This window comes from Martelella sp. AD-3 (assembly GCF_001578105.1).
Classification (GTDB): Bacteria; Pseudomonadota; Alphaproteobacteria; order Rhizobiales; family Rhizobiaceae; genus Martelella.
In genome coordinates this window covers 99,962-113,902 of the sequence record NZ_CP014276.1, presented here as the reverse complement: position 1 = coordinate 113,902, position 13,941 = coordinate 99,962, and the positions used below count along the sequence as shown (strand labels likewise).

Sequence of the window (13,941 nt, the reverse complement as noted above, 5' to 3'; positions counted from 1 at the left end):
AAACGCCATGACGGCCTCCCCCATCAAGGCCATCCTTTTCGACAAGGATGGCACCCTCCTCGATTACCAGCGCACCTGGGCGCCTATCAACCGGGCCGCAGCCGATCTCGCCGCGAGCGGCGATCCGGCGCTTGCCGCGCATCTTCTGAGCGTTGGCGGCATGGACGCCGAAAGCGGGCAGACATCGTCGAATAGTCTGCTGGCGGCGGGAAACACCGATGAGATCGCCCGGGCCTGGGTCGAGGCCGGCGCGCGTTTCAGCGTCAGCGAACTGACCGCCGCGCTTGATACACTGTTTACCGCCGCGGTTTCCGACGCCGTTCCGGTCACCAATCTGGTCAAGCTGTTTCGCAACCTGCATGAGCGCGGCTTCAGGCTCGGCATCGCCAGCAGCGACAGCCAGGCGGCGATCGAAGGGCTGGTGGCGCGCCTGTCGCTGACCCCATGGATCGATTTCATCGCCGGCTATGACAGCGGCTATGGCGTCAAACCGGAACCCGGCATGCTACTGGCGTTCTGCGAGGCGATGGGCGTTTCCCCCGCGCAGACCGCGGTCGTCGGCGACAATCCCCACGACATGAACATGGCGATCTCCGGCGGGGCGGGCCTCAGGGTCGGCGTCCTGACGGGAACGGGGACGCGCGACGTGTTGCAGCCTCTGTGCGATGTCTGCCTTCCGGGAATCCAGACGCTCGCCACCGACATTTTTGAAAACATAGCGGTTTCAAGGACATGAAACGGACAGCGGAAAGGCGGATTGAAGCGCGCTTTCGCCGCGTTTCAGCAGATGATCTCGACGTCGTTTTCCTCCAGAAGGCGAAGGATTTCCCCCTCCGGCATGGTGTCGGTGACAAGGGTGTCCACGTCGGAGATCGTCCCCAGCCGCACCATGGCGCGCCTGCCGAACTTGCTGCTGTCGACGGCCAGAACAGTGCGGCGCGATTGCGCCATCGCCGCCGTCGCCACAACGCTTTCGGCATGGTCGTCGTCGCAGAGGTCCCCGTCATTGTCGATGCCGCTCACCGAGATGATCGCACTGTCGAACTTGAAGTTGCGGATAAATTCGGGCGTCTCTTCCTGAAAGATGCCGCCATGAATGGGACGCACGAAACCGCCGGGAACCGCCAGCGTGAAATTGGTGTTCTCGTTCAGGATCGTTGCGACCCTGAGGCTGTAGGTCAGAACCCTGAGATGATTGCGGCGCGACAACGCGCGCGCGACCGCCTCGCAGGTGGTGCCGGAATCGATGAAGATCGAGGCGCCATCGGGCACAAGGTCGGCGACAAGTTCGCCAATGCGCTGTTTTTGCGCCGCATTGTCGACGCGACGACGGCGGTAGACTGTTTCCTCCAGCGGGCCGACAAGAACCGCGCCGCCATGCAGGCGGCGCACGCGACCGGCCTTTTCAAGCGCCAGAATGTCGCGCCGGGCCGTCTGCGTGGTCACCGTGAAGAAATCGGAAATCTCCTCTACGGAGATGTAGAAGTTCTTCTCCATCAATCGCAGTATCGACGACTGACGGCCTTCCTTCTTTCTTTCCTCGCCGCTTCTTTCCACGTCCACACCACCTCCAGCACCATTTCCGATTCTGTGTCCCCTTTTTGAAACACCGGGCGCGTGTACGCAAGGAATCTATAAAAATGTTGTAAATATGACATATACGGGGTCTATGTGTCGCTTTCGAAACATACTAACCTGACGACGCAAATCGAAATTTCATAGCGTTCCGATTACGAAAGGAATATCCGATGAATGGCATCATTCAGCGGCTGGGAAGCCGCGCGCAGATTTCAGGCAAGATGCTCGGCCTTCTGAGCGGCGTTTCGCTGCTGGCCGTCAGCGCTGTTCCGGCTCAGGCCGAAGACAATGCGCTGCGCATCATCTCTCTGAACACCTGGGGGGCATCGACGCTCATCCCCGAAGCGGCCGATCTTCTTTCATCGGGCAATTACGATTTCATCACCATCCAGGAATACCGCAACAGCTACGGCGTCGACATCCAGAAGAAGATGGCCGACCTTGGCGCCGGCGATTATGCGCTCCACTCCAAGGGCGACACCGGCCTTGCCTGGCGCGACAAGGACATCATCGATTACAGCAATACCGACGAGCCGGCCCACGTGGTTGTCGGCGGCGAGAACGGCCGCCCGCAGACGATCATCGCGACGGAGCACCTCGACTACCGCGATGATGCCTTTCTCCATCGCAACCGCGAAGCCCATGAGCTGAACGATTGGGCAGCGAGCAAAGCCAGCCCCATTATCATGACAGGGGACTTCAACGCGGGTGACATCTCCGAGCGCGGACTGCTGGAAGTGGTTCAGCAGGAATTTATGATGAAGCGCGCGAGAGAGACCGGCAATGCTGACCACAAGGCTTGGGCGCTGCAATATGTCGCGCGCAATCACGCCATCGGTTCGGAAAAATACGCCGCCGCCGAAGCCTATATCAACCGTAAGACCAATATCGCGCCGGAAGGCCTGTTCACCGACGAGACCTATCCCGTGGCGGGCAACACGCCCTACACGATGAACCTTCTGAAGAAACAGTACCAGATCCTGCAGAACCCCGAGGATCGCGAACGCTTCGCCCCCCACAAGCTGGCGGATGGCAGCACCACATGGCCGAGCGTGGAAGAAGATGACGAGGCCTTCAAATGGCCGTCCTGGGGCCGCACCCAGATCGACCACTTCATCGCCTCGCGCCCATATGCCAAATGGTGGGAGCTGACGGATGCCGAAGACGACCGCTATGTCGGCGGCGTTCTCGATCAGGACATCAGCACGACGGAGAGCGGCAAGGCACTTTCCGACCATGAGCCGCTCGCCCACGAAATCCGCTGGAAGGGCCCCAATGTCGAGGAAATCGGCGACAGCGGCAAGGTTCGCCTGACCTTCGACGCCAACACGCGCGATTCCGCCGAGCGCGCCGGCGAGTTCCTGCTGTCGCGCAACAACCATCGCACCGATGTCTATCTCGGCCAGCTTTCCGACGAGGATGGTCGCCCGATCTATGCGCAGGCGCCTGAAGTCACCGAGGACCGCCTCGGCTTCCTGCTTGCCAACGCGGTCTATGACCGTCACGACCCGGTGGCCTTCCAGGAGGAGCTTTCCCTCTACGTGCCCGCCGAACAGCAGGCGGTTTACAAGGCCTATCTCGACAAGCTGACGGACACCTCCAATCCGGAGTTCTTCCGCAACGTTCTCGACGACTATTTCCAGGCGCATCGCGACGAGTTCCCGGGCATCGGCAGCATCAGCGACATGAGCTGGGAGCAATGGGGCGATATCCTCATGAAATATGTCGATGAGGACCTCGCCTTCGACACCAAGCCGGAAAACCCGGCCTGGGACGAGCTTGTGGCAACGCTCGGCCTCAACGATCCAGCCATACGCGCCGCGCTTTCCGCGAAGACCGGGCTCGACTTCGAAAACGACCCCTTCGCCCCCCTCAAGCTGGCGCTCGATTGCGCCGACGCGCAGCACCTGTCGCTTCAGGGCGCCCGCGCGATGTGCGTGGATGATCATGAGCGCTTCCGCGACATCGTCGTCACCGCCGGCAAGACCGTCGCCATTGACGAAAGCGCCGCGCTCGGCTCGACCGACGGCCTGATCACGCTCGACAATGGCGGCATCCGCACCGCTGGACCCGATGATGACTGGGCGCAGTGGACCGGGCCGATCACCTCGATCGACAAGGCGATCCGTTTCGATGGTCGCGGCTGGATCGATGTCTCGCACCCGACGGTTCCGGTGACCGCCCTCAAGACGTTCTCCGGCGACGGCACGTTTGAAAAGCGCGGCGTGGGCACCCTGCTTCTGACGGCGGACAGCTCCGGCTTCGCCGGCACCACGCTGGTCAATGAGGGCAAGCTCTTGGTGGGCGACGAAAACGGCGTCGGCGCGCTGGGCGGCAGCATGACCGTCAATGACGGCGCCGTTCTCGGCGGCTCCGGCACGATCGGCTCCGGCGCGGGTTCGCTGGTCTCAATCGCCTCGGGCGGCACGCTGTCGCCGGGCAACTCCATCGGCACGCTCGCGATCGACGGCGACCTTGCCTTCGCCTCCGGCTCGATCTTCGCCGTCGAAGTCGACCCGGAAAGCGGCCTGAGCGATGCGGTGACGGTGACCGGCAAGGCCTCGCTGGACGGAACGCTCGCGCATGTCGGCTTCGACGGCGTCTACGATCCGCGCTCGACCTACACCATCCTCTCGGCCGGTGAGATCGAGGGCGAATTCGCAAGCGTCACCTCCGATTTCGCCTTCCTGACGCCCGACTTTCTCTATGGCGCGGGCGAAATCGGCCTGAAGCTGCAGCGCAATGACCGCGATTTCGCATCGCTGGCTCAAACCGCCAACCAGGCGGCCGTCGCGGCGAGCGTGGAGTCGATCGGCTTTACCGCCGGAAACGCACTCTATGACGCGATCGTCATGCTGCCGGACGACCCCGATTTCGTCCGCAACGGCTTCGACCAGCTTTCCGGCGAGATCCATGCGTCGGTCAAGTCCGCGCTGATCGAGGAAAGCGGCATCGTCCGCGGCGCGGAAGCCGATCGCCTTCGCTCCGCCTTCGGCACGGTCGGCGCATCGTCGGCGCCGGTTCTGGCCTACGGGCCGGACGGGGCAAATCTTGCCGCCCCCGATCAGGCAGACGGCATCGCCGCCTGGGGCAGCGCCTTCGGGGCGTGGAACAAGTTCGACGGCAATGCCAATGCCGCCGGCCTCGACAGCGCGACGGGCGGCCTGCTTGTCGGCATCGACATCCCGGTTGCTGAAACCTGGCGCGTCGGCGCGCTTGCCGGCTACAGCCATTCGAGCTTCGACAGCGACGACCGCGCGACGTCGGGTTCCAGCGACAATTATTCGCTCGGCCTCTATGCCGGTTCGCAATGGGGTGACCTCGGTTTCCGCTCGGGCCTTGCCTATACCTGGCACCAGATCGACACCAGCCGTTCGGTATTCATCCCGGGCCTTACGAATGCGCTCGACAGCAGCTATGACGCCGGCACCTTCCAGGCGTTCGGAGAACTCGGCTATCAGTTCGACCTCTCCGACGTTCAGCTGGAGCCGTTCGCCAACCTCGCCTATGTCAATCTGGATAACGACGGCTACAGCGAGACCGGCGGCGCTGCGGCGCTGAACGGGACAAGCGGCAGCTCCGACACGACCTTCACCACCGTGGGTCTGCGCGTTTCGTCCGACTTCATGCTGGGCCAGACAAAGGCAAAGGCAAGCGGCATGATCGGCTGGCGTCACGCCTTCGGCGACATCACGCCGTCCGTCACGCAGGCCTTTGCGGGCTCGACGCCATTCACCGTCACCGGCGTCGCAGTTGCCGAGGACGCCGCCGTGGTTGAGGCCGGTCTCGATTTCGACCTGTCGGCCAACACCACGATCGGCCTTTCCTACCAGGGCCAGTTCGGCGACGACGTCAGCTACAACGGCGTCAACGCAAGGCTGCAGGTGAAGTTCTGATCTGAAGGCAGGGCCACGTTCCGGCGGAGCAATTCCCGTCCGGAACGTGGCCTGTTTCCGAGAGGCTTGCGCCATTGCGCACGGCCGAAACGGGGCATCCGTCCTATCGACCCACCTTCTGATTTCGAGCGCGGTCGCAACCGGCGAGTCGTTCCGGGTCGCCGGTCCCGGCAAAGCTTTTATCGTGCTGCGACAAGCGTGTGGTTTTCACCTTCGCTGTTGAGATAGCGGCGGACGGGGAGCGGCAGTTTCGGCGATTTTTCATTGAACAGGCCGCATCCTTCCAGCAGTCTGCGCTTGTCGGGGTTCGGCCCGGCCACGCGCCAGATGGTCCGCGTGGAATAGGGCAGGTTTTCCTGACGCCAGGAAACACCGGTCGTCACCCCGCGCAGATAGGTGCGCTGATGCTCGGCAAACGGCATCAGCGTCGTCTGACACAGGAAGGATTGTTCACCCACCCCGCGCTCGACGATGAAAAGCCGGTTACGCCAGTAGGCCGCCAGTCCGACATATTTCGAGAACTGCCGAATCTCCTGGTCCCGGTCATAAATCCGCTCGATCGATTTGACCGTGATCTGGCCGTTTTTCTCCTCGATCCTGGCACAGCTTCGGACGATTTTCCCCGGCCATGACAGGCTTTTGTGGTAAAGTTCGTAATAGCCCGTATACTGACGCAGCTCCGGCAGGTTTCCGGGGAACCCCTCCCGCAACAGAAAATCCGGTCCGACGGTCTCGGCAGGCGTGCCGAGTATGTCCTGGAAGCGCTTTTCCGGCAGCAGGAAGTCCTGCGGCTTGAGGTTGAAATGCCGCGCGATCTTCCCCGTATTATAGGGCGAAGGGCGCGTTTGCGCGGCAAGATAACGGTTGAACTGCTGTCGGTTGATGCCGATCTCGCGGCAGATTGCCGTAATCGACGGGCGGGTATTGCAGGCAAATCGCAGATTGGCTGCAAAGAGACTCTTATTTTGGGATTTCAATGTTTTCGAAGCCGGCCATCATAGCGTCAATTAGCGTCACTGTGCGTCAATACGCGAAGTTGCCTGGCTTGCGCAAGCCGCTTATGCCTTTGCGCATGAAATTTGACGGACCCGTCAATCGCGCCTTCAGGCATTTCGATATCGCCTTTGCGATCATCCGCAGTCGCGGGGCGACGCGGTCGATATGTGCAATGCTAAAACAGTCAGGGGAAACCATATGAAAAACACGAAATCAGCCATTCAGAAGACCGGCCTCAACCGCCGCGCCTTTCTTGCCTCCGCGGCCGCGGCCGGATTTGCGGCAACCGCTTCCGGTCTGCTGATCCCGCGCGAGAGCCTTGCGGCCGACGAGCCGCAGCGCGGCGGCCACCTCGTTCTCGGCCTCGACGGCGGCCAGACGACCGATATTCTCGATCCCGGCACCTATGCCGGCAGCACCATGTTCCTGGTCGGCTTCACCTGGGGCGACCGGCTGGTGACCACCGATCCGGTATCCGGCGAGGCGCTGCCGAGCCTTGCCGAAAGCTGGACCTCGTCCGACGATGCGAAGACCTGGACCTTCAAGCTGCGCAAGGATGTGCGCTTTCATGACGGCACGCCGTTCACCGTCAACGACGCCGTGCAGACGCTGCGCCGGCATTCCGACAAGGATTCCACCTCCGCGGCTCTCGGCCTTCTCGAGGAGATCGAGACCATCGAGGAAAGCGGCGGCGATCTGGAGATCACGCTGAAGAACGGCAATGCCGACCTGCCGCTGATGCTGACGGACTATCACCTGCAGGTCCAGAAGAACGGCGGCATGGATGATCCCAACAGCGCCATCGGCACGGGACCCTACAAGCTGGAAAGCTTCGAGCCGGGCATCCGCATCACCTTTTCGAAGAATGAGGATGACTGGAACGAGGACCGCGGCTTCGTCGACAGCGTCGAGGTTCTCGTCATCAACGACAACACCGCCCGCATCGCGGCGCTCTCCTCCGGCAAGGTGCATTTCATCAACACGCTCAGCCCGAAGACGATGTCCTTGCTGTCGCGGGCGCCGAATATCGAGACCATCAGCACCAAGGGCAAGGGATTCTATTCCTTCCTGATGCATGGCGACACCGCGCCTTTCGACAATAACGACCTCAGGATGGCGCTGAAACTCGCCATCGACCGCGAGGCGATGCTGAATACCGTTCTCGGCGGCTACGGCACGCTCGGCAACGATTATCCGGTCAACGATGCCTATGCGCTGGCGCCGACCGATATTCCGCAGCGCGCCTACGACCCTGAAGAAGCGGCGCACTATTTCAAGAAGTCCGGCCATGAAGGCCCGGTCCTGCTGCGCACCTCCGATGCCGCCTTCACCGGCGCGGTCGATGCTTCCGTCCTGTTCCAGGCCAATGCCAAGGAAGCGGGCATCGACATCCAGCTCCAGCGCGAGCCGGCCGACGGATACTGGTCGAATGTGTGGAACAAGAAGCCGTTCTGCGCCTCCTACTGGGGCGGCCGGGCGACGCAAGATATCCGCTACACCACGACGCAGCTTTCGACGTCGACGTGGAACGACACCCGTTTCAAGGACCCTGAATTCGACAAGATGCTGCTCGAGGCCCGCGCCGAGACCGACCAGGACAAGCGCCGCGCGCTCTACCGCCAGATGGCGATCATGGTGCGCGACAATAGCGGCCTCATCCTGCCGGTGTTCAACAACTACCTCAATGCCCGCTCGGTGAAGATGCAGGGCTGGATCGACGATGTCGGCAACGACCTGTCCAACGGACAGATCGCCAGCCGCGTCTGGCTCGTCTCCTGATCCGAAGAAAAGAGGAAGCCGCGAAATCAAGCCGCGGCTTCACACCCCCATGACAGAAACGCAACCATCCCCGCCCGCCCCTGTCGGCGCGCCGCCGCCCGGCCCTATCGTCGTCCTGCGCGCGCGCTTTCCCATGGCAAGCCGCATCGGCGAGCGGATCGTGCTCGGCATCGGCTTGCTCTTTGCCAGTTCGATCCTGATTTTCGCCGGGATCGAAATCCTGCCCGGCGATTTCGCCGAGACCTATCTCGGTCAGGCGGCAACGCCGCAGGCGATCGCCAACCTGCGCGCCGAATTCGGCCTCGACCAGCCGCTCGTGAGCCGCTATTTCGACTGGCTTGTCGGCATATTGCATGGCGATTTCGGAACGTCATGGGCGAGCGGCCAGTCCGTCAGCGGCCAGATTGCCGACCGGCTCGGCAATTCGCTGCTTCTGGCGGGCGCGGCGGCGGTGATCGCCGTTCCGCTTGCCGTCGGCCTCGGCCTTCTCGCCGTGCTTTATCGCGACCGCCTGATGGATCGGCTGATCAACCTCGTCTCGCTTGCCGCCGTGTCGCTGCCGGAATTCTTCGTCGCTTATCTGCTGATCATGGTGTTCGTGGTCCAGCATCCGGTCGCTGCCTTTCCGGCCACGGTCTATGACAGCATGGGCCTGTGGGAGAAGCTTCAGACCATCATCCTTCCGGTGGCGACGCTGGTTCTGGTGGTGCTCGCCCACATGATGCGGATGACGCGGGCGGCGATCATCAACGTCATGGCATCGGCCTATATGGAAACCGCCGAGCTGAAAGGCATCGGCGCGATGCGGGCGATCGTGAAGCACGCAGCTCCCAATGCGCTGGCGCCGATCATCAATGTCGTCGCCCTCAACCTCGCCTATCTGATCGTCGGCGTGGTCGTGGTCGAGGTGGTCTTCGTCTATCCGGGCATGGGGCAGTATATGGTGGACGCGGTGACGGTGCGCGACCTGCCGGTGGTGCAGGGCTGCGGGCTGGTCTTCGCCGCGATCTACATTCTTCTGAACATGACCGCCGACATTCTGTCGATTGTCGTCAATCCGCGTCTGAGGCATCCGCGATGAATATCCGTTCCGTTTCGCTGACGGCGTGGATCGGCATGGCCGGCATCGCCATTGCCATCATCGCCGCGGCCTTCGCCCCCTGGCTTGCGCCCTACGGCGAGAACCAGGTTGTCGGCACGCCCTGGGAACCGGCGAGCGCGGCCTTTCTGCTGGGAACCGACAATCTCGGCCGGGACCTCTTGTCGCGCATGATCTACGGCGCCCGCATGACGCTGTTCGTGTCATTCTGCGCCACCGTTCTCGCTTTCTCGCTGGGGGTCATTCTGAGCTTTGTTGCCACCGTCATGCGCGGCATCGTCGATATGGGCCTGTCGCGCCTCAACGACCTGATGATGTCGATCCCGACGCTGATCTTCGCGCTGATCGTGCTGGCGGCGCTGCCGCAGAACCTGGCGGTGCTGATCGGCGTCATGGCGGTGCTCGATTCCACCCGCGTCTTCCGCCTCGGCCGGGCGCTGGCGCTCGATATCGCGGTGATGGACTTCGTCGAGGCGGCGCGGCTGCGCGGCGAAAAGACGCTGTGGATCGTGTTCCGCGAAATCCTGCCCAACGCGATGACGCCGCTTCTTGCCGAATTCGGCCTGCGGCTTGCCTTCGCAGTGCTGTTCATTTCGACCCTGTCGTTTCTCGGGCTCGGCATCCAGCCGCCGACGGCCGACTGGGGCGGCATGGTCAAGGACAACAAGGACGGCATCATCTTCGGCGTGTCCGCGGCGCTTGTGCCGGGGGCCGCGATTGCCGCGCTCACCATCTCCATCAATCTCGTCGTCGACTGGCTGCTGAAACGCACGTCCAGCCTGAAAGGAGGCCGCGGTGGCTGAGCTTCATACACCGGACGAAACCCCTCTACTTCAGGTTCGCAATCTTGAGATCGGCGCCATGGCCTATCCGCCCGGAGAACGGCCGCATCCGATCGAAATCGTCAAGGGCGTAAGCTTCACACTGGAAAGCGGGAAGGTGCTCGGGCTGATCGGCGAATCGGGCGCCGGCAAATCCACCATCGGGCTTTCTCCGCTCGCCTACGGGCGCGGCGGCGTCACCATCACGGGCGGCGAGGTGCTGTTGGACGGCGTCGACATCCTGAAGCTCGGTAAATCCGGCACGCGGGCGCTGCGCGGCGCGCGGGTCTGCTACGTCTCGCAATCGGCGGCGGCCTCGTTCAATCCCGCCCACAAGCTCGGCGATCAGGTGATCGAGGCGACCGTGCGCCACGGGCTGATGAGCCGCGGCGAGGCCCGGAAGCGGGCCGTCGAACTGTTCGATATTCTCGGCCTGCCGGAACCGGACAGTTTCGGCAACCGCTATCCCCATCAGGTCTCCGGCGGGCAGTTGCAGCGGGCGATGACGGCGATGGCGCTCTGCAGCCGCCCGGAACTCATCGTCTTCGACGAGCCGACCACCGCGCTCGACGTCACCACCCAGATCGACGTGCTGGCAGCGATCAAGACCGCGATCGAAAAAACCGGAACCGCCGCGCTCTACATCACCCATGACCTCGCGGTGGTGGCGCAGGTGGCCGACGACATCATGGTGCTGCGCAATGGCGAAACCGTGGAATATGGCAGCGTCGAAAAGATCATCGAAAACCCGGATGCCGAATACACCCGCGAGCTGGTGAATGTCCGCGCGATCCGGCACGAAGAAGCCGCCGACCAGTCCGACCGCTTCTTCGAGATGAACAACATCTCGGCCTCCTACGGCACCATTCCGGTGCTGTTCGATGTGTCGCTGCATGTTCCCAAGGGGCAGACGCTTGCCATTGTCGGCGAATCCGGTTCGGGCAAATCAACGCTTGCGCGGGTGGCGACGGGCCTTCTGCCGCCGACCGCCGGCAGCGTGCGCTTTGGCGGGCAGGACCTGCCGCCGGCGCTGAAGAACCGCAGCCGGGAGGAGTTGCGCCAGCTTCAGCTGATCTACCAGATGGCCGACACCGCCATGAACCCGCGCCAGACCGTGGGCGGCATCATCGGACGGGCGGTGACCTTCTACGAAGGCCTCAGAGGTTCCGCGCGTCACGGCCGGGTCAACGAGCTGCTCGAACAGATCGAAATGGGCAGCGGCTATTACGATCGCTATCCCGCAGAGCTTTCCGGCGGCCAGAAACAGCGCGTGGCAATCGCCCGCGCGCTTGCCGCCCGGCCGGAGCTGATCATCTGCGACGAGCCGACCTCGGCGCTCGATCCGCTGGTGGCCGACGGCATTTTGAAACTGCTGCTGCAGCTCCAGAAGGAAGAGCAGCTTTCCTACATCTTCATCACCCACGACATCGCCATTGTCCGGGCGATTGCCGACAGCGTCGCGGTGATGCATCAGGGCAAGCTGGTCCGCTTCGGCCCCAAGGCGGAGGCGCTGTCCCCGCCCTTCGACGACTATACCGATCTGCTGCTGAAATCCGTGCCCGAAATGAAGATCGGCTGGCTGGAAGAGGTACTCGCCAGCCGCAGGACGGTGAGCGCCGGCAACTGACATTCCGGCCGGGCCGCCCCTTCGGCCCGCGCCCACTCCCGACAGAACCCGAATACGAAAAGGTCAAAACCATGGCTAAACAAGGTTTTACGACGTCCGAGGACCAGTGGATCACGCTCAAGGACGGCACGCGCCTGGCAACGCGAATCTGGATGCCGGACAGCGCGGCGGACAGGCCGGTGCCAACCGTGCTGGAATATCTGCCCTACCGCAAGCGCGGCGGAACCGACCCGCGCGACGAATCCACCTATCCGGTCTTCGCCGCCGCCGGCATTGCCGGCGTGCGCGTCGATATCCGTGGTTCGGGCGAATCCGAAGGTGTCATCGACGGCGAATACACCCCGCGCGAACTCTCCGATGCCTGCGAGATCCTCGAATGGATCGCCGCCCAGCCCTGGTCGAACGGCAATGTCGGCATGATGGGCATTTCCTGGGGCGGGTTCAACTGCCTGCAGGTGGCCGCGCTGAAACCGCCGCAGCTGAAAGCCGTGATCTCGATCGCCTCCACCGTCGACCGTTACAATGACGATATTCACTACAAGAACGGCGCGCATCTTTCCGCCCAGCTCTCCTGGGCGGGCACCATGCTCGCCTATCAGTCGCGCACACCGGATATCGATCTGGTCGGCGACCGGTGGAAGGACATGTGGCTGGAGCGGCTGGAAGGCCAGCCCTTCTTCATGGAGGAATGGCTCGCGCATCAGCGTCGCGACGATTTCTGGAAGCACGGCTCGATCTGCGAGGATTTCGACGGCTTTCCCGTTCCCGCGCTGGTGATTGCCGGCTGGGCGGACGGCTATCGTAACACGCCGCTGAAGGCGATCGAGGGTCTGGGCGACAAAGGCAAGGCGATTGTCGGCCCGTGGATCCACAAATACCCGCATTTCGCCTGGCCGAAGCCGCGCATGGATTTCCACGCCGAGGCCATCGCCTGGTGGAAACGCTGGCTGGACGATGAAACCAACGGCGCGGAAGACCTGCCGCAGATGCGCGCCTATATCCTCGATGGTCCGCGACCGGCGCTGAGGCGCGAACGCGATCCCGGCTACTGGATCGCCAAGCAGGCCTGGGCGCCGCCGAAGACCGAAACGCTGACGGTGGCCGCCGACGGAACGCTCAACGCGACCGGCGCCAGCGAAGGCACGGGCGACATCTATCTGCGCTCGCCGCTCGACACCGGGACCAGCGGCGGAGAATGGTTCACGCTGAAACCCGACGCGGAAATTGCCGGCGATCAGCGCAGCGATAATGGCGGTTCGCTGACCTTCCAGACCGCGCCACTTGCCGAAGAGGCGGTCTATCTCGGCGCGCCGGAGCTTTCCGTCGACGTCGCCTGCGAGGGCGACTGGGAAAACCTTGTCGTCCGGATCATCGATGTCCATCCCGATGGCACGGAAACCCGCGCCTGCTACGGCGTCCTGAATCTCGCCCATCGCGACGGCAACGAGACCCCGGCCAACATGCCCCGTGGCGAGAAGACGCGCATCACCATGCGGCTTGACGCCATGGGTTACCGCTTCGCGCCCGGCCATCGCATCAAGCTCGCGCTTTCGACAAGCTACTGGCCGACCATCCTGCCGTCGCCCGAGGCGCCGGGACTCACGATCGATACGGCCAGCATCCGCCTTGCCTTGCCGCTTCTTGGCGCGCATGAGCGCATCACCGTCGCCGAGCCGGAAAATCCAAATCCGCTGCCGCAGTATGAAATGCGGTCGCCCGAGGAAACCCGCCGCTCGGTCGAAAAGGATCTGGTCACCGGCCTGACGCACTATCGCATCTACGAGGACACCGGGCTGGAAGTGCATCCGCAAAATGGATTGCGCACCCAGGAAATCCGCAATGAGGACTGGTCGATCGACCCCAACGACCCGCTGTCGATGAAGGGCGATATCGACTGGAATATCCGGATCGAGCGCGATGGCTGGTCGGTTTCGACCAAAACCACCACGACGATGCGCTGCACGAATAAGGACTGGATCATCGCGGCAAGCGTGACGGCATTCGAAGGCGACCGCGAAATCTTCGCGAAGTCCTTCGAACAGCGCATCCCCCGCGACTTCATGTAGTCGGCGCTTTAGAGGAGCATCGGGCGATGGATCGACATCCCCCGATGCTCCGCTTTCCATCTATTGAGATGTCGGATGG

At 62.9% G+C, this 13,941-nt stretch carries 9 protein-coding genes; 7 read left to right on the top strand and 2 right to left on the bottom strand.

The window, feature by feature from the left end; all coding sequences use genetic code 11:
* Window positions 1-7 precede the first annotated feature (7 nt).
* Entirely contained in the window at window positions 8-736 is a 729-nt protein-coding gene (locus AZF01_RS21595) for an HAD family hydrolase (protein ID WP_024706000.1), read from the top strand.
* A gap of 44 nt (window positions 737-780) precedes the next feature.
* Here the strand turns inward: AZF01_RS21595 and AZF01_RS21590 are convergent, their stop codons facing one another.
* Window positions 781-1,563, bottom strand: coding sequence for a DeoR/GlpR family DNA-binding transcription regulator (locus tag AZF01_RS21590; protein ID WP_024706001.1), 783 nt, complete (start codon window positions 1,561-1,563; stop codon window positions 781-783).
* A 185-nt stretch (window positions 1,564-1,748) separates the two neighbouring features.
* Between AZF01_RS21590 and AZF01_RS24570 the strand changes: the two genes are divergently transcribed.
* Window positions 1,749-5,474, top strand: a complete 3,726-nt coding sequence (locus AZF01_RS24570; protein ID WP_024706002.1) for an autotransporter domain-containing protein — start codon at window positions 1,749-1,751, stop codon at window positions 5,472-5,474.
* Window positions 5,475-5,653: 179 nt separating this feature from the next.
* On the opposite strand, the gene AZF01_RS21580 is transcribed toward AZF01_RS24570, so the two are convergent.
* Window positions 5,654-6,451, bottom strand: a complete 798-nt coding sequence (locus tag AZF01_RS21580; RefSeq protein WP_024706003.1) for a Cro/Cl family transcriptional regulator — start codon at window positions 6,449-6,451, stop codon at window positions 5,654-5,656.
* 217 nt (window positions 6,452-6,668) lie between these two features.
* Here AZF01_RS21580 and AZF01_RS21570 point away from each other — a divergent pair, with 217 nt between their 5' ends.
* From AZF01_RS21570 to AZF01_RS21550, 5 genes are all read left to right on the top strand, one after another.
* Window positions 6,669-8,249 carry an ABC transporter substrate-binding protein gene (locus AZF01_RS21570; protein ID WP_024706005.1) on the top strand — a complete coding sequence of 527 codons (1,581 nt, stop codon included), beginning with the start codon at window positions 6,669-6,671 and terminating at the stop codon, window positions 8,247-8,249.
* A 49-nt stretch (window positions 8,250-8,298) separates the two neighbouring features.
* Window positions 8,299-9,330 (top strand): ABC transporter permease, encoded by a 1,032-nt coding sequence (locus AZF01_RS21565; protein ID WP_024706006.1) that lies wholly within the window; start codon window positions 8,299-8,301, stop codon window positions 9,328-9,330.
* Window positions 9,327-10,151, top strand: a complete 825-nt coding sequence (locus tag AZF01_RS21560) for an ABC transporter permease (RefSeq protein WP_024706007.1) — start codon at window positions 9,327-9,329, stop codon at window positions 10,149-10,151. Before AZF01_RS21565 ends, AZF01_RS21560 begins: the two co-directional genes overlap by 4 nt.
* A gap of 58 nt (window positions 10,152-10,209) precedes the next feature.
* Window positions 10,210-11,796 carry an ABC transporter ATP-binding protein gene (locus AZF01_RS21555; protein ID WP_051423940.1) on the top strand — a complete coding sequence of 529 codons (1,587 nt, stop codon included), beginning with the start codon at window positions 10,210-10,212 and terminating at the stop codon, window positions 11,794-11,796.
* A 71-nt stretch (window positions 11,797-11,867) separates the two neighbouring features.
* On the top strand, window positions 11,868-13,862 hold the full coding sequence (locus AZF01_RS21550; protein ID WP_061449915.1) for a CocE/NonD family hydrolase: 1,995 nt from the start codon (window positions 11,868-11,870) through the stop codon (window positions 13,860-13,862).
* Window positions 13,863-13,941 lie beyond the last annotated feature (79 nt).